This is a genomic window from Nocardioides sp. Leaf374 (assembly GCF_916862475.1).
GTDB classification, from domain to species: domain Bacteria; phylum Actinomycetota; class Actinomycetes; order Propionibacteriales; family Nocardioidaceae; genus Nocardioides; species Nocardioides kribbensis.
Genome location: NZ_CAKASO010000006.1, coordinates 58164 through 79556, shown reverse-complemented (window position 1 = coordinate 79556; position 21393 = coordinate 58164). Strand labels below are relative to the sequence as shown.

Annotated in this window: 22 protein-coding genes; 10 read left to right on the top strand and 12 right to left on the bottom strand. The window is 74.8% G+C overall.

Annotated features, from left to right (window positions below):
- Nucleotides 1-67: 67 nt before the first annotated feature.
- From LPA27_RS04595 to LPA27_RS04580, 4 genes are all read left to right on the top strand, one after another.
- Nucleotides 68-739 (top strand): ANTAR domain-containing protein, encoded by a 672-nt coding sequence (locus LPA27_RS04595; protein WP_228941674.1) that lies wholly within the window; start codon nucleotides 68-70, stop codon nucleotides 737-739.
- Complete coding sequence (locus LPA27_RS04590; protein ID WP_228941673.1) at nucleotides 736-1437, top strand: GAF domain-containing protein; 702 nt, start codon at nucleotides 736-738, stop codon at nucleotides 1435-1437. Before LPA27_RS04595 ends, LPA27_RS04590 begins: the two co-directional genes overlap by 4 nt.
- A gap of 44 nt (nucleotides 1438-1481) precedes the next feature.
- On the top strand, nucleotides 1482-2219 hold the full coding sequence (locus tag LPA27_RS04585) for a GAF and ANTAR domain-containing protein (RefSeq protein WP_228941672.1): 738 nt from the start codon (nucleotides 1482-1484) through the stop codon (nucleotides 2217-2219).
- A 127-nt stretch (nucleotides 2220-2346) separates the two neighbouring features.
- Complete coding sequence (locus LPA27_RS04580) at nucleotides 2347-3117, top strand: AfsR/SARP family transcriptional regulator (RefSeq protein WP_228941671.1); 771 nt, start codon at nucleotides 2347-2349, stop codon at nucleotides 3115-3117.
- Between the two features lie 7 nt (nucleotides 3118-3124).
- On the opposite strand, the gene LPA27_RS04575 is transcribed toward LPA27_RS04580, so the two are convergent.
- From LPA27_RS04575 to LPA27_RS04550, 6 genes are all read right to left on the bottom strand, one after another.
- Entirely contained in the window at nucleotides 3125-4393 is a 1269-nt protein-coding gene (locus LPA27_RS04575) for a glutathionylspermidine synthase family protein (RefSeq protein WP_228941670.1), read from the bottom strand.
- A complete protein-coding gene (locus LPA27_RS04570) occupies nucleotides 4393-4854 on the bottom strand; it encodes a DUF350 domain-containing protein (RefSeq protein WP_056863237.1) in 462 nt (153 codons plus the stop codon). The genes LPA27_RS04575 and LPA27_RS04570 overlap by 1 nt, the downstream gene beginning before the upstream one ends.
- 97 nt (nucleotides 4855-4951) lie before the next feature.
- On the bottom strand, nucleotides 4952-5350 hold the full coding sequence (locus tag LPA27_RS04565; protein WP_056863236.1) for a hypothetical protein: 399 nt from the start codon (nucleotides 5348-5350) through the stop codon (nucleotides 4952-4954).
- The gene (locus LPA27_RS04560; protein ID WP_056863235.1) at nucleotides 5347-5931 is read right to left on the bottom strand and encodes a potassium channel family protein; all 585 of its coding nucleotides are present in this window, start codon (nucleotides 5929-5931) and stop codon (nucleotides 5347-5349) included. Before LPA27_RS04560 ends, LPA27_RS04565 begins: the two co-directional genes overlap by 4 nt.
- Before the next feature lie 43 nt (nucleotides 5932-5974).
- A complete protein-coding gene (locus LPA27_RS04555) occupies nucleotides 5975-7228 on the bottom strand; it encodes a uracil-xanthine permease family protein (protein WP_228941669.1) in 1254 nt (417 codons plus the stop codon).
- A 117-nt stretch (nucleotides 7229-7345) separates the two neighbouring features.
- Entirely contained in the window at nucleotides 7346-7789 is a 444-nt protein-coding gene (locus tag LPA27_RS04550; protein WP_056863233.1) for an OsmC family peroxiredoxin, read from the bottom strand.
- Nucleotides 7790-7857: 68 nt separating this feature from the next.
- On the opposite strand from LPA27_RS04550, the gene LPA27_RS19340 reads away from it, so the two are divergent.
- A complete protein-coding gene (locus LPA27_RS19340; RefSeq protein ID WP_324251239.1) occupies nucleotides 7858-8382 on the top strand; it encodes a MarR family transcriptional regulator in 525 nt (174 codons plus the stop codon).
- Nucleotides 8383-8413: 31 nt separating this feature from the next.
- Here LPA27_RS19340 and LPA27_RS04540 read toward each other — a convergent pair whose 3' ends face one another.
- Nucleotides 8414-10045, bottom strand: a complete 1632-nt coding sequence (locus tag LPA27_RS04540) for an acyl-CoA dehydrogenase family protein (RefSeq protein WP_228941668.1) — start codon at nucleotides 10043-10045, stop codon at nucleotides 8414-8416.
- A gap of 95 nt (nucleotides 10046-10140) precedes the next feature.
- On the opposite strand from LPA27_RS04540, the gene LPA27_RS04535 reads away from it, so the two are divergent.
- Both LPA27_RS04535 and LPA27_RS04530 read left to right on the top strand, forming a co-directional pair.
- Nucleotides 10141-10866: a PaaX family transcriptional regulator C-terminal domain-containing protein gene (locus LPA27_RS04535; RefSeq protein ID WP_228941667.1), complete on the top strand. Its 726-nt coding sequence runs from the start codon at nucleotides 10141-10143 to the stop codon at nucleotides 10864-10866.
- A gap of 72 nt (nucleotides 10867-10938) precedes the next feature.
- Nucleotides 10939-11874, top strand: coding sequence for an SGNH/GDSL hydrolase family protein (locus LPA27_RS04530; protein WP_228941666.1), 936 nt, complete (start codon nucleotides 10939-10941; stop codon nucleotides 11872-11874).
- A 3-nt stretch (nucleotides 11875-11877) separates the two neighbouring features.
- Here LPA27_RS04530 and LPA27_RS04525 read toward each other — a convergent pair whose 3' ends face one another.
- On the bottom strand, nucleotides 11878-13236 hold the full coding sequence (locus tag LPA27_RS04525; RefSeq protein WP_228941665.1) for an FAD-dependent oxidoreductase: 1359 nt from the start codon (nucleotides 13234-13236) through the stop codon (nucleotides 11878-11880).
- A gap of 1019 nt (nucleotides 13237-14255) precedes the next feature.
- Here LPA27_RS04525 and LPA27_RS04520 point away from each other — a divergent pair.
- Complete coding sequence (locus LPA27_RS04520) at nucleotides 14256-14903, top strand: hypothetical protein (protein WP_228941664.1); 648 nt, start codon at nucleotides 14256-14258, stop codon at nucleotides 14901-14903.
- Here the strand turns inward: LPA27_RS04520 and LPA27_RS04515 are convergent.
- Complete coding sequence (locus tag LPA27_RS04515) at nucleotides 14900-17113, bottom strand: PAS domain-containing hybrid sensor histidine kinase/response regulator (protein ID WP_228941663.1); 2214 nt, start codon at nucleotides 17111-17113, stop codon at nucleotides 14900-14902. The two genes, LPA27_RS04520 and LPA27_RS04515, sit on opposite strands and share 4 nt — an antisense overlap.
- A 62-nt stretch (nucleotides 17114-17175) precedes the next feature.
- A complete protein-coding gene (locus LPA27_RS04510) occupies nucleotides 17176-17805 on the bottom strand; it encodes a molybdopterin-dependent oxidoreductase (protein WP_228941662.1) in 630 nt (209 codons plus the stop codon).
- Nucleotides 17806-17907: 102 nt separating this feature from the next.
- Between LPA27_RS04510 and LPA27_RS04505 the strand changes: the two genes are divergently transcribed.
- Entirely contained in the window at nucleotides 17908-18282 is a 375-nt protein-coding gene (locus LPA27_RS04505; protein ID WP_228941661.1) for an Hpt domain-containing protein, read from the top strand.
- The gene (locus LPA27_RS04500) at nucleotides 18275-19483 is read left to right on the top strand and encodes a sensor histidine kinase (protein WP_056903252.1); all 1209 of its coding nucleotides are present in this window, start codon (nucleotides 18275-18277) and stop codon (nucleotides 19481-19483) included. Before LPA27_RS04505 ends, LPA27_RS04500 begins: the two co-directional genes overlap by 8 nt.
- Nucleotides 19484-19493: 10 nt before the next feature.
- Here LPA27_RS04500 and LPA27_RS04495 read toward each other — a convergent pair whose 3' ends face one another.
- Nucleotides 19494-20267, bottom strand: coding sequence for a TauD/TfdA dioxygenase family protein (locus tag LPA27_RS04495; protein ID WP_056863224.1), 774 nt, complete (start codon nucleotides 20265-20267; stop codon nucleotides 19494-19496).
- Nucleotides 20268-20339: 72 nt separating this feature from the next.
- A complete protein-coding gene (locus LPA27_RS04490; protein WP_228941660.1) occupies nucleotides 20340-21392 on the bottom strand; it encodes a D-alanine--D-alanine ligase family protein in 1053 nt (350 codons plus the stop codon).
- Between the last annotated feature and the right edge of the window lies 1 nt (nucleotide 21393).

Below are 21393 nucleotides of genomic sequence, written 5' to 3'. Positions count from 1 at the left end.
CGATGGTGGCGGATCAGGCCGCGCCCACTCCGGGGCGCACCGACGACCGACCAGGGGGGCGGGCACCGTGACCTCACCCTGGCCCGACCTCGAGGACCTCTTCGGGCGCCTCGAGCGCTGCGAGGAGCTCGCCGAGGGCGCCGGCGAGGTGGCCCGCTTCGCCCGGGAGCGGCTCGGCACCGACCACGCCGGCCTCTCCCTGCACACCGAGGCGGGCGGCGCCACCCGGCTGGCCCTCACCGATCCCCTGGTGGCCGAGCTCGACGAGCTGCAGCTGCTGCTGCACGGGGGGCCCGGCAGCCGCGCGCTGCCGGAGGGGTCCGCGACGACCATCGCCGACACCCGGCACGACCCGCTGTGGCCCGACTGGAGCACCGCGGCCGCCGGGCTCGACGTGCTGTCGGTGCGCGTCCTGGGCCTGCCCGCGATCCGGGGGCACGCCGTCACCCTCGACCTCTACTCCCACCGGCCGCGGGCCTTCGAGCACGACGGCTGGGCCGACCTCGGCCGCACCGCGCTGCAGGCCGGACGGCTGCTGCGCCAGGTCGACCGGGTGCAGAACCTGCGCGAGGCGCTCACCACCCGCGCGCTCATCGGCCAGGCGCAGGGCATCGTGATGGAGCGCCACGCCCTCACCTCGGAGCAGGCGATGGCCTACCTGCGCCGGATGTCGCAGGAGTCGCAGGTCAAGGTGCGCGACCTCGCCGAGCAGATCGTCTCCGGGACGGAGCCCCGGTGACGCCGGTCGGACGGATCCTCATGTCGCTGATGGACGAGGCGGGCAGCGACCTCACCCTGCCCGAGCTGCTGTGCCGCTCGGCCAAGCGGGAGCTCGACGCCGTGGCGGTCGGGCTCGCCGTGATGGCCCCCGACGCCACCAGCGAGCTCGTCGCCGCCTCCGACCCGGCGGCCCAGGAGCTCGAGGTGCTCCAGCTGACCCTCGGGGAGGGGCCCTGCGTGGAGGCCTTCCGCACCGGTCGGCTGGTGCAGCTCGCGGAGCTCGGCGCCGGCGAGCAGCGGTGGCCGGCCTACTCCGCCCACCTGCGCGAGCGGGGGGTCGGTGCGGTCTTCGCCTTCCCGCTGCGCATCGGCGGCATCAGGCTCGGCGCCCTGGACGTCTACCGCACCCGCGCCGGGCCGCTCGACGACGACGACCTGTCGCTGGCGCTGCACTTCGTGGACGCCGCCGTGGTGGTGCTGCTCCACCTGCAGGACCCCGCCTCGCAGGGGGCCCTCGACGACCCGCGGCTCGACGACGCCGTCGACGGCTTCACCACGCACCCGGAGGTGCACCAGGCCACCGGCATGGTCTCGGTGCAGGCCGTGGTGAGCCTGCACGACGCGCTCCTGCTGCTGCGAGCTCACGCCTACGTGGCCGACAGGTCCATCATCGAGGTGGCGCGCGACGTCGTGGCCCGCAGGATCGACTTCCGGTGACCCGCCCGCCGAGCCTCCGCACCGACGACCGAGGAGGGACACCCGTGTCTCGTGAGCAACTGCTGGCCACCACGTTCGTCGAGCTCGCCGACACCCTCGGCGACGACTTCGACGTGGTCGACTTCCTCCAGAACCTCGCCGAGCGCAGCGCCGAGATCCTCGGTGCCGACGCCGCCGCCATCGTCCTGGCCGACCAGCGCGGCGCCCTGCGGGTCATCGCCACCACGACCCACGCCGCGCGCGACCTCGGGCTCGAGACCCTGGCCACGGCCGAGGGGCCGTGCCTCGACGCGTTCCGCTCCGGCGACGACGTCGTCAACGTGCCCCGCACCGAGGGCCTGCGACGCTGGCCGCGCTTCGTGCGCACCACCGAGGAGCTCGGCTACCCCTCCGTCCACGCTGTCCCGCTGCGCCTGCGCTCGGAGCGCCTCGGCGCGCTGGCGCTGCTCTACGCCGCGGCCACCGACCTCACCGACGACGACCGCGCCATCGCCAGGGCGCTCACGGCGGTCGCGACCGTCGGGCTGCTCCAGGAGCGCACCCCCCGGCAGCGCGAGGTGCTGGCCGACCAGCTCCAGGCGGCGCTGAGCCTGCGGGTCGTGGTGGAGCAGGCCAAGGGCGTGGTGGCGGAGTGGGCCGACCTCGAGATCGAGGAGGCCTTCGCCCTGATGCGCGCCTTCGCCCGCGAGCACGCCCGCCCGCTGGGCACGGTCGCCACCGACGTCATCGAGGGACGGCTCGCGGTCGGGGACCTGCTCCCCCCGGAGCGGCCGACGACCTGAGGATCTCGCTGGGTGTCTCGGACCACGGTCCGTTTCTCCGGCGCCCGGGGGCGGGGTGGGGTTAGGGTTGGGTCCGCGGTCAGACCGGTGCTGCGATCCCCACTCCCCCCACGGAGCACCGCCTGCCATGCCCGGTCCCCGCCCCACCTCCCCCGTCCTCGTCCGCCTGCTCGGCGGTCTCGAGGTCGTGCGGCGCGACGGCACCGTCGTGCCCCCCGCGGCGTGGCGCACCGGCAAGACCATGGACCTCTTCCGGATGCTCGCCCTGGCCGACGGGCGGCCCGTGCGGGCGCGGACCCTCACCGACGCCCTGTGGCCCGCGTCCTCGCCCGAGCACGCCGGCGGGAGCCTGCGCACCGCGGCCAGCCAGATCCGGCGCGCCGTCGAGGCCGACTGCGTCGTGCGCCACCCCGAGGGGCTGGTGCTCGAGGGCGCGTGGGTCGACGTCGCCGTCTACCGCGACCACGCCCGCCACGCCCGGCTGGCCTTCCTCGACGCCCGGCTGGTCGACGTGCTCGACCACACGCGGCGGGCCGAGACCCTGTGGGCCGGCGACCTCAGCGCCTACGACGAGACCGCGGCCTGGGCACGGGCCGAGCGGGCGGCCCTGCGCGGCCTGCGCTCGGTGCTGCTCGCCGACGCGGCGGAGGCCGCCCTGCGCACCGGCGCCCTGCGTGAGGCCGTCGACCTGGCCCAGCAGGCCATCGCCGTCGACCCCGGCGCCGAGGCCGTCCACCGCACCCTCATGACGGCCTACGCCGAGCTGGGCGAGACCGCGGCGGCGCTGCGCACCTTCGAGGGCTACCGTCGCCAGCTCGCCGAGGAGCTCGGCGCCGACCCGTCGCCGCAGACCCGTGAGCTGCACCTGAGGCTGCTGCGGGGCGCCGGGACCGACTGAGCCCGGGTCAGCCCGGCGGCAGCGACGGCGGCGTGACCGGCGTACGCGTCGCCAGCCAGCCGCGCACGGTGGCGTCGTCGGGGCTGAGCCCGTCGCTGATGGCGTGGGGCACGACCCGGCTGAAGTAGTCGGTGACCATGCCGTCGGACTCGCGCACGATCATGCCGGCGGCCTGCCCGTCGACGACCCAGGAACCGAGCACCACGTAGTTGCCGCCGTAGACCGGCAGCGGGTAGTAGCGCTGGTAGACGAAGCCCTCGGCTCCGTAGGGGCCGGGCTTGGTCTGCTCGTGGCCCTCGGCCAGGTGCACGGTGACGTTGTCGCCCTCGCGCCCGTGCAGCGGCTTGGCCACCCACTCCTCGAGGTCGCGGGGCTCGTCGAAGTAGGCCGGCAGCAGCAGCCGGTGGCCCGGGTTGCGCTCCCACAGCACGGGCAGGATCGCCTTGGTGCTCAGCAGCACCTTCCACGCCGGCTCGAACCAGCGCACCGGGGTCGTCTCGGCCTCGTCGAGCAGCAGCCGGCCGAACTCCTCGCCCAGCATGTCCTCCCACGGGTACAGCTTGAAGGCGTTGCGGATCGGGCGGTCGTGCACATCGCGGAAGTCGCGGGTGTCGGGGTTCCAGCCGACCTCGCCGATGGGGTGGGCCATCACGGTCCAGCCGGCCTGCACGGCGCAGTCCATGAGGTAGTGGACGGTCATCTCCATCTCGCCGCCGTCGTACTCCCCCTCCCCGCCGAGGTCGTAGAGGAAGTGCAGGTGGTCGCCCTCGAGCTCACCGGAGACGAGCAGGTCGCGCCAGCGGGCCACCAGCCGGTCGTGGACGGAGTTCCACTGGTCGATGTCGGTCATGACGTCCTCGATCCAGCGCCACTGCACGACGCCGGTCTCGACCAGGCCGGTGGGGGTGTCGCCGTTGATCTCGAGCATCTTCACCGACCCGTCGGCGCCGTAGGCGAGGTCGAAGCGGGCGTAGACCGCGGGGTCGCCGCGCTCGATGGAGCGGCGCACGAGCGCGAGGCTGCCGGGCGGCAGGCCGAGGCGCTCGTCGGTCATCGTCGCGGCCATGTGGCCGGCCGCGTCGACGCACATCGCCCACAGCTCCTCGGTGGCGGCCTCGAGCAGCTCGACCTCGTCGAGGGTCACCTCGTACCACGCCGACTCGTTCCAGTAGGGCACCGTGCGGCCCTCGGGGGTCGGGGTGACGGGGAAGATCAGCCCCTGCTCGGTGACGATGCGCTCCCACTCCGGGCGCGGGCGCGACGCGTGGCGCCACATCAGGCGATGCTGGCGCAGACGATCAGCGCCACCGAGATCGCCGACGCGGCCGCGACGTAGGCCAGCGGGCGCACCGGGCCGGGCTCGCACACGATGGTGCGCAGGTCGCCGGGGGTCAGCGCCTCGACGACGAAGAACATCACCGCGTTGAGGGCCACGCCGAGCAGGCCGAAGCACAGCGTCCAGACCAGGGCCCAGCCCAGCGACGTCTCGCCGTTGGTCCAGATCGCGGTGAAGAGCACCAGGGCGTTGGAGACCAGCCAGGAGGCGGTGACCAGCCCGGCCGAGCGCGAGGCGGCGTGCACCGACTCCGCGCCGGTCTCGTCGATGCCGCGCAGGTGGCTGCCGAGGTGGCCCGGGGTGACGAGGTCGAGCACGTAGTAGGCGACGACGAGCAGCACGCCCGCGGCCAGGGCGTAGACGATCGCGTGCCCGAGGGCGACGAGCAGGGCTTCCAGCATGAGTTCTTCCTAGGGGTTCGGTACGACGAGCAGGGCGGGTGCGCGGCGGGGCCGGGCGGGTCGGGCCGGGCGGGTCGGGCCGGGCGGGTCGGGCCGGTCAGGAGGAGATGCCGCGGCTGACGCCGCCGAAGCCCCCGGTCTTGGTGACGCTCTTGACCGACGTGCCGCCGCTGCTGGGCAGGCCGCCGCGCTGGACGTTGCCGCTGAGCGAGGAGCCGTTGAAGGTGCCGCCGGAGACGGGGCTGCCGACACCCGGCACGCGGGAGCTGGCGCCGAGGTAGTACCAGAAGAAGCCCGACCCGGTGCCGTTGTAGTCGGAGTCGTCGTCGCACTCGTCGTCGTCGACGCGCTCCTGGGTGTCGGGGTCGACGCACACCGCGGCGTAGTCGGCGGAGGTCGAGCAGCCGGTGAGTCCGGCGGCCATGAGCGCGGTGACGCCGATCGAGACGCCGGCCGAGCGCATGCGGCGGGTGGTGGTGCCGGGGCGGGAGGTCATGGGCGGTCCTTCGTGCGAGAGGTGGCGGGCGCCGAGGTGGTGGCCGCGGAGGTGGCGGGCGTGCCGTGGAAGGTGGCGAGCATGCGGTCGTCGACGTCGTGGTGGGCGCTCTCGCGGGAGGCGGCCTCCCGCAGGTGCTCCTCGACCCAGGCGCTCCCGTGGACGTCGGTGAGGCTGGCCCGCAGCAGGTGCTCGAGGGTCTCGACGCGGTCGTGGAGCGACTCGACGGTCTCGGCCAGCGCGACCTGCTCGTCGTGGGAGAACTGGTCGCGGTCGACGACGAGGCCGGCGATGACGTGGCCGATCGCGATCGGCACCAGCAGGAGCATGGTGACGATGAGGACGCTGGCCACGCCGCGCCCGGCCGTGGAGGAGGGGTAGGAGTCGCCGTAGCCGACCGTCGACCCGGTGACGATGCCCCACCACAGCGACTCGACGGGGCCGCGGTCCTCCAGCACCGCGTAGGCCATCGAGCAGCCGACCCAGACGACGACGATGGCGACGACGAGGGCGAGGGGGGCGTTGACCAGCCGGCGCACGGGGGCGGTGACCCGCCGCGGGGTCTCGGTGACGGGCGTCATAGGCCACCTCCTGCCACCGGCGGGGGCACCTCAAACCCGCCGCTCACGCGCGCAGCCGCTCCAGCGCGGTGGCGCCGTGGTAGACGACGAGGGCGGCGACGGTGCCGAGCGCGATGCCGGTGACGAGCACGTCCTCGCCGCCGAGGGTGAGGTTCCCGATGCCGATCACCAGCGCGACGGCCGCGGTGAGCTGGTTGACCGGGCGGGAGAAGTCCACGCGGTTGTCGATCCAGATCTTCACGCCGATGACGCCGATGAGGCCGTAGAGCGCCACGGTGACGCCGCCCAGCACGCCGGCGGGGATGGTGTTGACCAGCGCGCCGAACTTCGGCGACAGGCTGAGCACGAGCGCGACGACGCCGGCGACCCAGTAGGCCGCGGTGGAGTAGACCCGGGTGGCGGCCATGACGCCGATGTTCTCGCCGTAGGTCGTGGTGCCCGAGCCGCCCGCGGAGCCGGCCAGCGTGGTGGCGATCCCGTCGGCGAGCAGGGCACGGCCGGTGAGCCGGTTGAGCGACTCGTCACCGGTGAGGTGGGCCACGGTGCGCACGTGGCCGACGTTCTCCGCCACGAGCACCAGCACGACGGGCAGGAAGGCCGGCAGCACGCTCCAGCTCGGCTCCGGGGCGAAGAAGTCGGGCAGGCCCACCCAGGCCGCGTCGCGCACCGGGCCGAGGTCGACGGCGCCGGCCAGCGCGGCCACGACGTAGCCGACCGCCACCCCGAGCAGCACCGAGAGGCGCGCGGCGAGCCCGCGCAGGCCGACGGCGACGACGATGACGGCGGCCAGCGTGATCGTGGCCGTCCACGGCGCGAGCTGGACGTTCGCCGTGGCGGCGCCGGAGAGGTTGAGGCCGATCAGGGCCACGATCGCGCCCGTGACCACCGGCGGCATGAGCGCCTCGATCCAGCGGGTGCCGGTGACGAGCACGACCACGCCGACCAGGGCGAGGGTGAGCCCGACGGCCAGCACGCCGAAGAGGGCGTTGCCCAGGGTGCCGGTGGCCGTGGCGGCCTGGATCGGCGCGATGAAGGCGAAGGACGAGCCGAGGTAGCTCGGCAGCCGGTTGGCCGTGACGAGGAGGAAGAGCAGCGTGCCGACGCCGGAGAAGAACAAGGTGGTGGTGGGCGGGAAGCCCGTCAGCAGCGGCACCAGGAAGGTCGCCCCGAACATCGCGACGACGTGCTGGGCGCCCAGGCCGATCGTGAGCGGCCAGGCCAGCCGCTCCTCGGGCCGCACGATCTCGTCGTCGGCGACGGTGCGGCCGTCGCGGTGCAGGGTCCAGGAGAGGCGCATGGGGTCATCGTCGCGTGTCGAGGACCCGCCGTGCCGACCGGGGCACCACGTGGACCGGGGCCGGTCGCCGCGGTGGTCGCGGCGACCGGCCCCGGGCTGGTGGAGCTGGTGGAGCGCTCAGTCCTCGAGCGCGGCGTCGAGGGTGATCTCGACACCGGTGAGGGCCTTGCTGACCGGGCAGCCGGCCTTGGCCGCGTCGGCGGCCTTCGCGAAGCCGGCGGCGTCGAGGCCGTCGACCTCGCCGCGCACGGTCAGGGTGATGCCGGTGAGCTTGAAGCCGCCGTTGGCGGAGTCGGGGCCGAGCGAGACGTCGGCCTTGACGTCGAGGGCCTGCGGGGTGCCGCCGGCCTCGGCGATGAAGGCCGAGAGCTGCATGGCGTAGCAGGCGGAGTGCGCGGCGGCGATGAGCTCCTCGGGGCTGGTGGTGCCCCCGGCCTCGTCAGCGGCGCGCTTGGGGAAGGAGACCTCATAGGTGCCGACCTTGGAGCTGGAGAGCTCGACCTGGCCGGAGCCGTCCTCGAGGGTGCCGTTCCAGGCGGTGCGAGCGGTGCGCGTGGGCATGTGCTGTTCCTTTCGGTCGACGAAGATGTCTTGCACACAACATACCTGCCCACGAGTAAGATGCAAGCATGTCCTCCACCACGTTCGGCACCACGTTCGGCACCACGTCCGGCACCACGTCCGGCACCACGTCGGGCACGACCTCCGGGACCGTCGCGGTCGGGCACGAGCTCGACGCCCTGCTCTGCTTCGACCTCTACGCCGCCTCGCGGGCGGTGACGGCCGCCTACCGGCCGATCCTCGAGGACCTCGGGGTCACCTACCCGCAGTACCTCGTGCTCGTCGTGCTCTGGGGCCGCGACGAGTGCGCGGTCAAGGACCTGGCCGCCACCCTGCGCCTCGACCACGCCACACTGACGCCCCTGCTGCGCCGCATGGAGCAGGCCGGCCTGGTCACCCGCCGCCGCAGCACCGCCGACGAGCGGGTGGTGCTGGTCGCCCTCACCGCCGCCGGGGAGGCGATGCGACCGGAGGCCGAGCGGGTGCAGTGCCGGGTCGCGGAGGCGCTGGGGGTCACCGCCGAGCAGGCCGTGGCCCTGCGCGACCTGCTGCGCGGCGTCACCGCGTCGGCCGGCCGCTCCCTGGAGGGCTGACCCGGGTCCGGACGGGTCAGGGCTCGACGGGTCAGGGCACCTCGACGAGCGCGCGCTCGACGACGGGGTCGAGGTCGAGACCGGGCGGCAGCGTGCCGAGCGCCCCACCCCAGTCGCGCCCCAGGCGCGAGGCGCAGAAGGCGTCGGCGACGGCCGCGGGGGCGTGCCGCACGACCAGCGAGCCCTGGAGCACCAGCGCCAGCTGCTCCACCACGCGCCGCGCACGCACCTCGAGGTCGTCGAAGGAGGTCAGCTCCTTCTTCAGCCGGGCCAGGGCGTCGTCGAAGCGGCGGTCGGCGCCCGCGGCCAGCTCCACCTCGCCGAGGAACGCGTCGAGGGTGTGCGGCTCGCGCCCCAGGGCGCGCAGCGCGTCGAGGGCGGCGACGTTGCCCGAGCCCTCCCAGATCGAGAGCAGCGGCATCTCGCGGTAGAGCCGCGGCAGGTCGGAGTCCTCGATGTAGCCGTTGCCGCCGAGGCACTCCAGCGCCTCCCCCACCGCGACGGGCGCGCGCTTGCACACGTAGTACTTCGTCACGGCCAGGCCGATGCGGCGCAGCGCCGCCTCGCCCTCGTCGCCGCGCACGGCGCGGTCGTTGGCTCCGGCCAGGCGCAGCATCGTCGTCGTCGCGGCCTCCGACTCCACCGCCAGGTCGGCCAGCACGTTGCGCATCAGCGGCTGCTGCAGCAGCGGGCGACCGAAGGCCGCGCGGTGGCGGGCGTGGTGGGCGGCCTGCACCAGGCCCGCGCGCATGCCGGCCGCGGAGCCGATGACGCAGTCGAGACGGGTCATGTTGACCATCTCCACGATGGTGCGCACGCCGCGCCCCTCCTCGCCCACGAGCCAGCCGACGGCTCCGTCGTACTCGATCTCGCTGGAGGCGTTGGAGCGGTTGCCGAGCTTGTCCTTGAGCCGCACGAGGCGCAGCGGGTTGCGCGCGCCGCCCGGCAGGACCCGCGGCACGAGGAAGCACGAGAGACCGCCCGGCGCCTGGGCGAGGGTGAGGAAGACGTCGGACATGGGCGCGCTGGTGAACCACTTGTGGCCGACCAGCAGGTGGGTGCCGTCGCTCTGCGGTGTGGCCGTGGTGGTGTTGGCGCGGACGTCGGAGCCGCCCTGCTTCTCGGTCATCGACATGCCCGCGATGAGCCCGCGCTTGGTGTCGGGGTCGCGCAGGACGGGGTCGTAGTCGCGCCCGGTGAGCAGCGGCTCGAGGCGCGCCGAGAGGTCGGCGTGCGCGCGCAGGGCGGGCACGACGGCGTAGGTCATGGAGATCGGGCAGGTATGGCCGGCGTCGACGTTCCACACCATGAAGCGGCCCGCGCGCGCGACGTGGGCGCCCGGGCGGTCGTCGGCCCAGGCGGCGCCGTGCAGCCCGTGCGCGACGGCGGTGCGCATCAGCTCGTGGTAGGCCGGGTCGTAGACGACCTCGTCGATGCGGTGGCCGTAGCGGTCGTGGGTGTGCAGCACCGGGCGGTGGCGCTCGGCGAGGCGGCCGAGCTCCTGCGCCTCGCCGCTCCCGGCCAGACGGCCCAGGGCGGAGACCTCGCCGAGCGCCCACCCGGCCCCCTCGCGCTCCAGGCCCTCGCGCAGGGCGGCGTCGTCGCTGGTGTCGTGCCCGACCAGCGGCGGCACCTGGTTGAGCACCTCGTGGGTCGTGGTCATGGGCCCTCCTGGGATCGACGCGTCGGGCGACGGACATTACGTCTGGCGTGACAGTCGTGTCCAGAGGCGTAATGCTCCTGTGGTTGACTCGACCGGTGCCCGAGGTCAAGCCGCTCCCCGCCCGCTCGGTGGTGCTGAGCCTCCTGCTCGGGGCCCACCCGCGACCGATGACCGGGGCCGAGCTCGTCGGGGCCGGCGAGCACCTGGGGATCGCGCCCGCCACGGTGCGCGTCGCCCTGAGCCGTGCGGTCGCCGCCGGCGACGTCACCCGCGAGGGCGCCGAGCACCGTCTGGGCCGCCGCCTGGTCGAGCGCCGCGAGCGCCAGGAGCACACCGCGCGCGCCGCAGCGTGGGACGGCGACTGGGAGATGGTCGTGGTCACCGTGGCCGGACGCCCCGGCACCGAGCGCTCCGCCCTGCGCTCCCGGATGGCCGCCGCCCGTCTCGCCGAGCTCCGGGAGGGGGTCTGGACCCGCCCCGCCAACCTCGAGCGCCCCACCCCCGCCGACCCGACCACCACCCTCTTCCGCGCCCGCCCCGACGACGACCCCGCAGCGCTCGCCGCCCGCCTGTGGGACCTCCGGGGCTGGGCGGAGGAGGCGGAGCGGACGACGGCCGCCCTCGCGGAGGCGGCCACGCCGGCGACCCGGCTCGCCCTCGCCGCGCGGCTGGTGCGCCACCTCGCCGCCGACCCCCTGCTCCCCGCCTCGCTCGAGCCGCACGCCTGGCCGGCCGCGCGGGCGCGTGCGGCCTACGACGACTACCAGCGCGACCTCGTGGCCGAGGTGCTCGGCGGGACCGTGACCTCCTCGAGCCCTTGACGGGGGCGGGAGCGCCCCGTAGAACGCTGTGACGGGCACCACCTCGCCCGTCCCCCCGTCGACGGAGACCCGATGCGCCCACGCACGCCCGCCCGCCCTGCCGTCCTGGCACCCGTCCTGGCCGCGGTCCTCGCGCTGGCCGCGACCCTGCTCGTGGCTCCCGCCACCGCCTCCGTCACCGGCTCGGCCACGGACCGCGACGGCCGGCGCGACCTGCGCGGCGCCCTGGTCGACGGGGGGCGCTACGTCGCCCTCGGCGACTCCTACAGCGCCGCCTCAGGCGTCCTGCCGCCCGACCCGACGGCGCCGCCCCAGTGCCTGCGCTCCACGCTCAACTACCCGCACCTCATCGCCGAGCGCACCGGTGCGCGCCTGGTCGACGTGACCTGCGGCGGCGCGGAGACCGGCGACTACGCCGAGGGCCAGTACCCCGGCGTCGCACCGCAGCTCGACGCGCTCGACCGGCGCACCCGCCTGGTCACGATGACCATCGGCGGCAACGACAGCGGCGTCTTCATCGGCTCGATCCTGTCCTGCGGCGCGCTCGGGGTGCTGTCGCTGGGCCAGGGCAGTCCGTGCAAGGACCAGTTCGGCTCGAGCTACGAGGACACGATCCGCGACACGACCTACCCCGCGATCGTGAAGGTGCTGCGCCAGGTCGCGCGTCGCGCGCCCCGCGCCGAGGTCGCGATCCTCGGCTACCCGTGGATCCTGCCGCGCACCGGCGGGTGCTTCGACCAGATGCCGGTCGCCGAGGGCGACGTGCCCTACCTGCGCAGCCTCCAGGCCACGCTCAACGACGCCGTGCGTCGCGCGGCGGCGGCCACCGGCTCGACGTACGTCAACCTCAACCGGGTCTCCGAGGGCCACGACGCCTGCCAGGAGGCCGGCGTGCGCTGGATCGAGCCGGTGCTCCAGGGCACCAACCCGGTCATCGTGCACCCCAACGCGCTCGGCGAGGCCCGCATGGCCGCGCGGGCCATGCGGGTCCTCGACCTGGTGCCGTAGCGCTCAGCCCTGGGGGGCGGCGCCCTGGGAGATACGCAGCATCTCCTCGCGCGGGACGACCTTGATCCGCTCGCGACCCGAGGCCTCGCCCAGCGAGACCTCGTGGGCGTCGAGACGCTCCCAGCCCTCCCAGGTGGTGACGGCGACGCCGCGGTCGAGCAGGAGCTCGACGATGCCCTCGGGATCGCTCACCTCGGGGGCGGGGGTCTTCTCGAGGTCGGAGAGCAGGTGGCGCACGGTCTCGCTGGCGTCGGACTTGGTGTGGCCGATGAGACCGACCGGCCCGCGCTTGACCCAGCCCGTGACGTAGAGCCCGGTGAGCTGGATGCCGTCCTCGTCGACGACCCGTCCGCCGTCGTGGCGCACCACGCCACGGACGTCGTCGAAGGGCACGTCGGCCAGGCTGGAGGAGCGGTAGCCGATCGCGCGGTAGACCGCCTGGACCGGGGTGTCGACGAACTCGCCGGTGCCGCGGGCGTTGCCGGTGCCGTCCATCTCGGTCTTCTCGGTGCGGATCGCGACGACCTTGCCGTCCTCGCCGAGGATCTCGACCGGGGCGTGGCACATGTGGATGTGGATGCGGTGCTGGGCGCCGGTCGGCTCGGCCTCGAGGTACTTGAGCAGGGTGTCGACCACGAGGCGGACGCCCTTGTTGCTGCTGATGCGCGACTGGCCGTCGTCGTCGATCTGGAAGCCCTCCTCCTCCACGAGCACGTCGATGCTCGGGGAGTGGGAGAGCTCGCGCAGCTCCATGGGGGAGAACTTGATCTCCGCGGGGCCGCGGCGCGCGAAGACGTGCACGTCGGTGGCCTGGTTGGCCTTGAGGCCCTGGTAGACGTTGTCGGCGATCTCGGTGGTCAGCTGCTCGTCGGCGGGCTTGGCCAGCATGCGGGCGACGTCGAGCGCGACGTTGCCAGCGCCGATGACGGCCACCGAGCGGGCGTCGAGCGGCCACTCGGAGGGCACGTCGGGGTGCCCGGCGTACCAGCTGACGAAGTCGGCCGCGCCGTGGCTGCCCTCGAGGTCGACACCGGGGATGTCGAGGGAGCGGTCCGACATGGCGCCGGTGGAGAAGATCACCGCGTCGTAGTGGCGCTTGAGCTCGTCGAGGGTGACGTCGCGGCCGTACTCGACGTTGCCGAGGAAGCGGATGGAGTCGCGGTCGAGCACGCGCCGCAGCGCCTTGACGATCTCCTTGATCCGCGGGTGGTCCGGCGCCACGCCGTAGCGGACCAGGCCGTACGGCGCAGGCAGCCGCTCGATCACGTCGACGCTCGCGCCTTCGTGCTCCTTGGTCAGGATGTCGGCCGCGTAGATGCCCGCGGGACCGGCACCGACCACGGCGACCCGGAACTTCCTCATGACTGCTCACTCCTGATGCGAGAGGGACGGCGCGCAGGTCGCGCGCCGAGGACGGGCGCACCTGCGCCCTGCACCAGCATCACGGGCCCCGCCAAACCGCAGTAGGGACCGATCCGCTGTGAGGTCACAGGATACGGCTGTGACCTAGGTCGCTCCCCCGGATCCGACTGTGACGTCGACCGTCACACCGCCGCGCGACGGTCGCCCGGGCGGCCCCACGACCCCGGTGGTCGAGGAGGGAGCCCGTCGAGACGCTCGCTGCGCTCGCTCCTCAGGAACCACGCCGGCGACCGTCGCTCCTCTGGATCGTCGCGTCGTGACCCGTCGGTGTCCGAGTGGTCGGTAGGGGTCACGGGCACCCGGCCCCCGGTCGGTCGGTCGCTGCAGACCCGCCACGCGGCGCTGCCCCCGGTCCCCGGCCGGCCCGCCCGAGAAGTGGCGGCGTACGACCGGTCGAGGGCCGCCGCAGGTGTCGTCTCCCGCCACTGCGCACGCGCGGTCACCGCGAGCGCTGCAGACCCGCCACGCGGGGCTGCCCCCGGTCCCCGGCCGGCCAGCCCGAGAAGTGGCGGCGAACGACCGGTCGACGCCCGCCGCAGGTGTCGTCTCCCGCCACTACGCACGCTCGGTCACCGCGAGGGCCCCCAGCACCGGCCGGCCCGCCCGAGAAGTGGCGGCGTACGACGGGTCGAGGGCCGCCGCAGGTGTCGTCTCCCGCCACTCACCGACGCCGGCCACCGGGCCGACCCACGGGCCGCACCGGACACCATCGGGCACCGTCACCGTCGAGGGCCCCGGCGCCGTCGCCACCACCACCCGGCGCCGCTCGCTGCACGGCACCACGGTCTAGGTGTGACCTGTGATCGACCTCGACCCCACCACCGCCGGAGCCCGTCGACCGCCGCACTGGGACCAGCCCCCACGGCTCGACCACGCCGGTCCGCACCGGCTGAGCCGAGCGGTCCAGGGAGGGTGAGGCAGGCTTGCCCCATGACGTGCCCCCTGACTGGTGAGGCCCGATGACGGGCGAGGAGAGCCCGGCGGAGACCAGCGAGCGCCTCGCGGCCTGGCTGGAGCGGCTGGGGCTGGCCGACCAGCTGGGGGCGGCCGGACTGCCGACGCTCCACCGCGACGGCGACGGCCACGCGCGGTGGACCGACCCGCGCACCGGGGAGCCGCTAGGAGCCGACCAGCTCGCCGACCTCGACAGGCTGCTGCACGCCGAGGGCGACGAGCCCGAGCACGCCGTGCCGGTGCCGCTGGTGCAGCTGGCCCAGCAGGCGCGGGTGCGGGCCGAGCTGGTGGCGAGCCCGTGGCACGACTACGCGTCGCTGGCGGCCCTGCGAGGGGCGACGCTGGAGGCCACCCGCTTCGACGTGCACAAGGCGGCGGGTGCCCACCGCCTGCTCGTCGTCAGCCGGGAGCAGGCGATGGTGCCGGCCTTCCAGCTCGACGCGGCGGGGAGGGTGCGCGACGAGCTCGCCGCGGTGCTGACCACGTTGCTCGGGGCCGGCACCGACCCGTGGCGCGCCTGGGCGTGGCTGACCCGTCCCGCCGCCCTGCTCGGCGGCCTCGTGCCCGAGCAGGCCGCCGCCGACCCCGAGACCACCGCCCTGGTGCGCCACGTCGCCGTACGGCTCGCCGAGCGCGCCACCGCGACGGGCTAGCGGGCGGCGACCCCGGTGTGGGTCCGCACCACGTCGAGCAGGGAGGCGAGGCTGACCGGCTTGGTCAGGTAGCCGACCGCGCCGGCTGCGAGCATGCGGTCGCGGTCGGCAGGGAGGACGTTGGCGCTGAGTGCGACCACGGGCAGGCCGGGGTGCTCGAGGGCGACGACCTGGGTCGCCTCCATCCCGTCCATGACCGGCATCTGCATGTCCATGAGGACGAGGTCGAAGGGCTCGCCCCGGCCCGCGGCCGACCGCACCGCCTCCACCGCGGCGAGACCGTCGGGCACGACGACGGCGTCGAGGCCGCAGCGCCGCAGCATCGCCGTGATCACCTTCTGGTTGATCGGGTCGTCCTCGGCGACCAGCACCCGCAGCGCGGCCCCGACGTCGGTAGTGAGGGCGGCACCGACCGGGGGCGCCGCGGTCTCGGCGGCACCGACGGGCGCCAGGGGGAGCCGCACGGTGACGGTGGTGCCCTCCCCCAGCACCGAGGTCAGCGAGATGTCGCCGCCCATCGCCCGCGCGAGGCCGCGCGAGATGGCGAGGCCGAGCCCGGTGCCGCCGTGGCGCCGGGTGGCGGACACGTCGCCCCGGGTGAAGGGCTGGAAGAGCGAGGGGATGCGCCACTGCGGCACGCCGATCCCCGTGTCACGGACCTCGAGGACGACGGCGCCCTCGCTGTCGCGCGACACCTCGACGGCCACGCTCCCGGTGTCGGTGAACTTCACGGCGTTGCCCACCAGGTTGACCAGCACCTGGCGCAGGTGGACGACGTCACCGCGCACGCGGTCGGGCGCCGAGGCGGTACGCCGCACCTGCAGCTCCAGCCCCTTGCCCTGCGCCTCGCTGGCGAACATCGCCGCCACGTCGTCCACGGTCTCGACCAGCGACAGCTCCGCCTCCGAGGAGGTCACCCCGCCGGCGTCGAGCGCGGAGAAGTCGAGGATGTCGTTGACCAGGCTCAGCAGGTGCCGCCCGCTGCGCTGGGCGGTGAGGGCGAAGTCGCGCTGCTCGGGTTCGAGCTCGCCCGCGGCCAGGAGCTCGGTCAGGCCGAGCACCGCGTTGAGCGGGGTCCGGATCTCGTGCGACATCGTGGCCAGGAAGGCGGCCCGGTCGGCGGCTGTCGCCTCGGCCTCGCGGCGGGCGACCTCCAGCAGCGCCGACGCCTCGCGGCGCTCGGTGACGTCGGACTGCACGGCCACGAACCCGGTGAGCGCGCCGTCTCCCTGCGCGGCCTCCTCCCGCAGGGGGGTCACGTCGAGCGCGACCCACATCTCGTGCCCGTCGCGGTGGTAATTGAGCACCTCGGCGGTGAAGCGCTCCCCGCGCCGCAGCCGCTCCCCCATCTCCCGCACCGTGGCGGGGTCCGTGCCCGGCCCCTGCAGGAAGTCACCCGGCGAGCGTCCCACCACCTCGGCCAGCGCCCAGCCCGTCTCGGCCTCGAAGGCGGGGTTGACCCAGATGATGCGCCCGCGCACGTCGGTCCAGACGACCATGGTCGAGGTGGCGTGCACGATGTGGGCGTAGCGCTCGAGGTCCTGGTTCAGCGTCACCAGGGCCTCGCGGTCGGCCTCGCGCTGCCGCGAGGCGCGCCGCGCCACGACCAGGCCGAGGACCAGCGCGAGCAGGCCGAGGGCGAAGGTCGCGAAGAGACCGCCGACCATGAGCCGCGCCCCCGACAGCAGACGCTCGGCGTCGTCGTTGGCCAGCCCCGCCTGGGCCTTGCGGTTGTTCTCGCCGTCGGAGACGAGCTGGTTGTAGGACCTCTCCAGCTCCATCACGTCCTGCCGCAGCGCCCGCACCGCCGGTCCCTCGGCGCCGGGGCGGTCCGCGACGTCGCCCAGGGCCTCGAGCCTGGGGAGGAGGTCGTCGTCCCAGCGCCGCTGGTCGGCGCGGGCGAGGGCCAGCAGGTCCTCGGCGCGCAGGGTCTGCTCCTGGTAGGACAGCGAGCCCTCCTGCACCCGCTGGCTCACCAGCTGCCCCTGGAGGTCGAGCTCGTCGGCGCTCGCGCCGTCGGCGAGCATGGTGTCGAGCAGCAGGAGCTCGCGCTGCACCTGGGTCAGGGTCCTGACGTTGGCGTCGACGATGGCCTGGGTGTCGCCGACGCGTCCCGAGAGCAGCCCGACCTGGCGCAGGGTCGCCACCGAGAGCACCAGGGTCACCACGAGCATCGACAGCGCCAGGGCCAGGAGCACCGCGCCGGGCACGCTCGGCGCCCACCGGCTCCGGCGGCCGCGTGCAGGCGCTCCACCCGCGAGCGGCCGGGGGTTCATCGCAGGGTGATCCGGTCGAGCTGCCATACCCACCGGGCGTCGTACTCGGGGCTGTCGAGCTCGGGGGCGCCCTCGGTCGGGTAGACGAAGCGCGTCGGCCCGTAGCCCGCCACGTCCATCGGCTCACCGTCGGTGCGGGTCGCCAGCATGAGCGGGTACGCCGACGCGTCGGAGACCGGGACGTCGGCGGTGTAGTCGTTGATCGCGTGGGTCGCCATGACCGTCGCGTCACCGGCTCCGGCCACCTCCAGCAGCGTGGCCACCAGCGGGCCGGAGAAGGTGCGGCGGCCACCGGTGGCCTGGTCGTCGTCGGCCTCGTAGGACACCGAGCCCAGCCGGTCGAGCAGGGCCCGGTCGAGCTCGAGCCGGTCGCCCACGTTGTGCACCGAACCGCCCGTGATGGTGAGCACCACGGGCCCGGTGGGCGCGGGCACCTCGTCGCCCGGCTCCAGCGTGGCCGGGGCCAGCGTCCTCACCTCGGCCACGGGCGGGGCGCCGGCCGCGGAGCCCGGGGCGTCAGGTGCCTGCGAGCAGGCCGAGCCGAGCGCGAGCAGCAGCACCAGCGGAGCGGCCGCCCGGACCGTGGCGCGGGCGGTGCGGGAGAGTCGGGTCGTGAGGTCGTCCACGGGCCCATGATCGGCAGGCCGCACCACGCGCAGCAGCACATGCGGGCTCAAGAATTCGTCAAATTCCGCTCCACGACGCCGCCGTCGTGATGACCTTCTCCCATGCACCCTCCGTGCCCGTCGAGCGACGCCGACGTCGAGCCCCTGCTGGCCGCCGGCGACCTCGTCGAGGCCGTGGGCGCACCGCTCGCGCGGGAGGTGCTGGGCGACCTGGTCGCCGGCCTCGGCGCCCGCGTCGCGGCCGTGCACGACGCCGCGTCCGCGGGCCAGGAGGAGGAGCTGCGCAGGGCGTGCCACGCCCTGCGCTCGGCGGCCGCCCAGGTCGGCGCCCGGCGCCTGGCCGCGACGACGACCGCCCTGGAGCGGTCGGGGGCCGGCGCCGCGCTCCAGCGCCTCGACGAGGTGGCGGCCTCGACCGCGCGGGCGATCGGCTCCTGGCTGGCCCGGTCCTCCTCCGACGCGCCGACCCGTGGCTGACACTGCGGCGCCGACCGGGCACGACGCGCTCCGTCGCCGCCTGGAGGCGGCCCGCGCCGACGGTCCGGTGAGCCGCGAGAGTCTCGGTGCGGTGGCCGCGGAGTGGCTGCGCGGCGCCCTGGGCACCGACTCGGCGTGGTTCCAGCAGCCGGGGGGCGGCTCGGACCCGGTCGCGGCCTGGGCCGAGCTGGGCGCCGAGCCCACCGACGACCGGCGCACCACGACGGCCAACCCCACGCTCCACGACCACCGCGGCCGGCCGCGTGCGATGGGCGCCCTCGGCGCCGTGTCCGTGCAGGGGGCAGGGGCAGCCGACCTGGGCCACCTGGTGACCTGGTCGCGGGCCCCACGGGCCTGGACGGCGGCCGACCGTCGACTGCTCCGCCGGGCCGCCGACGGCCTGGCCGTGGCGCTCGACGGGGTCACCGCCCCCTCCGAGGCCGAGCGGGCGGCCGAGGACCTCGACGCCCGCACGACCGCTGCGGTGACCCTGCTGTCCCACGAGCTACGCACGCCCCTGACCGTGCTGATGGTGGCCGTGGAGATGCTCCTGGACGGACGCCCCGGTCCGCTGACCCCGCAGCAGCAGCGCGTCCTGGAGCGCATGCAGGCCGCCACGGAGCGTCTCGGGCGCGTCGCCACCGACGCGGTGGCCCTCGTCAGCGCGGGCACCGAGGCCGGTGACGCCGGCGCGCCCGACGGTCGCGGCGTCCGGCCCTCCTCCGACCTCGACGGCGTCCTCGACCTGGTGGCGGAGACCGCCTCGGGGCGCACCTACCGCCACGGGCACCGCATCGCCGTGCGCCGCGCCCCCACACCCCCCGGGCTCCTCGTGCTGGCACCGGCGGCGGAGGTCCGCGAGGTGCTCGAGCGGGTGGTGGACAACGCGGCCAAGTTCTCCGCCGCGGGCACCGACGTCTTCGTGGCCGCGTGGCTCGCCGACGAGAGCACGGTGGAGATCATCGTCTCCGACAGCGGCCAGGGCATCCCGCCCCAGGACGTGGCCGCCCTCGGCCGGCCCTTCGCGAAGTCGTCGCTCTCGCTGCACCGGGAGGACCAGGGGCTGGGCCTGGGGCTCGCGGCGGCGCAGCGCATGGCCGAGGCCTGGGGCGGCTCGATCGAGCTCGACGCCCGGCCGGGCGAGGGCGTCACGGTCGTGGTGCGGATGCCGGGAGGCGTCCTGGCCGCGCCGCGGGGCTGAGCCGGTCGACTCAGGCGGTCACGGCGTGGTCGGCGACCATGCCGCGGTGCATGACGCGGTCGCCGACGACGCCGGAGTGGTCGGCGCGGTGCAGCACGCAGGCGTTGTCCCAGATGACCACGTCGTGGGGGGCCCAGGTGTGGTCGAGGGTGTTCTCGGGGCGCGTGGAGTGCTCGTAGAGCCGCGCCACGAGCGACGCCGACTCCTCCTCGTCGAGCCCGCTGACCGCGGCGCACCGCGACAGCGTGGTGAGGTAGAGCGAGGGCCGGCCGGTGACGGGGTGGGGCCGCACGACGGGGTGCTCGGCCGCGGACTCGTCGTCCTCCTCCAGCTCCACACCGGTGACGACGTGGGTGATCGTGCGGCCCTCGACGCGCTCGCGCAGGTCGGGGTCGAGCGACTCCAGCGCGAGGTACTGGTTGGTGAACTGCGTGGCCCCGCCCCGCTCGGGGATGCTCACGGCGCGCAGCGCGGTGTACGCCGGGGGCCGCGCGACGTAGCTGGTGTCGACGTGGAAGGTGCTGCGCGGCGGGGTCTCGCGCCCCACGTTGCTGATGAGGTTGAGGTCGGGGTGGCCCTCGACGGGCGTCTCGCCCCGGGTGAAGGTCAGCTCGCCCAGCGAGCGCAGGAACGCGAGGAACTCCTCGTTGCCCACCTCCTGGCCCGGCAGCACCACCACCCCGTGCTCGGCCAGCAGACCCGGCAGCGCGGCGCGCAGGCCGGGGTCGTCGAGGGCGACGTCGCTGACGCGGGCGCCGACGGGGTGCAGGATCTGGGTCTCCACGGGGTTCTCCTCGGGGTCGGGCGGTCGGTCGGGTCAGGCGGTCGCGTCGGGCGGTCGGGTCAGGCGGTCGGGTCAGGGGTGGGCGAGGGCGTCGTCGGCGGCGAGGCGGAAGAGCTGCGGCAGGTCGATGCCGGCCGCCCGCGCCATCACCGCGACCACGCTGGTGCGGGCGTAGGAGCAGTAGAGGCCGGCCTCCAGGAACCACGGCTCGCCGTCGGGGTCGATGCGGAAGTCGAAGAGGCCGTAGTGGCGGCAGCCGAGCGCGCGGTAGGCCCGCCGCGCGGCGGCCCAGACCCGCTCGCAGACCGGGTCCTCGGGGTCGACGATCCAGGCGTGCTCGGCGTCCTTGGCCACCAGGGCGAGGTCGCCGTCGTCGGCGCGGCGCAGCTTGTCGGCCTGGTCGCGCACGGGCTTGGTGTCGGTGTCGACGGCGTACTCCTCCAGCGGCAGGCACACCAGCTCGCCGTCGACCTCGATCACGCCGCAGCGCACCTCGCGCCCCAGCGGCACGTAGGTCTCGACCAGCGCGCGCCCACCGTGCTCGCGGGCGGCCTCGACCGCCGCGGCCAGGTCGCCCTGCTCGTGGACCAGGCTCACCCCGACCGAGTTGTCGGCCGCGACGGGCTTCACCACGACCGGCAGGGCCAGGTCGGCCGCCCCGGCCTCGGGGCCGCCGGGCACGACGTAGGCCTCGGGCACCCTGACGCCGGCGGCGGCGACCACCGCGCGGGCCAGCGCCTTGTCGGCGCCCAGCGCCATCACGGCCGGCCGGTTGCCGACGTACGGCAGGCCGAGCAGCTCCAGCAGCGCGCGGTGGTGGGTCATGCCCGAGAGGCAGAACATCTGCGGCACGACCAGGTCGACGCCCAGCCCGGCGACCACGCCGACGGCCTCGGCGAAGGGCACCGGGTCGGCAGCGGCCAGCGCGGCCGGCGACAGGTCGGCCGGGAAGCGCCACGACCCGTCGGGGCTGACGTGGGCGACGAGCGCGACGTAGCGCTCGGGGTCGGCGACGGCGGTGAGGCAGTCGCGGGCGTAGAGCAGGGAGACGTCGGCGAGGAAGTCGTCCTCGGCGGAGCCGGCCAGGTGGAGCACCCGCAAGGGTCCGGTGCTGTGCTCTGCCACG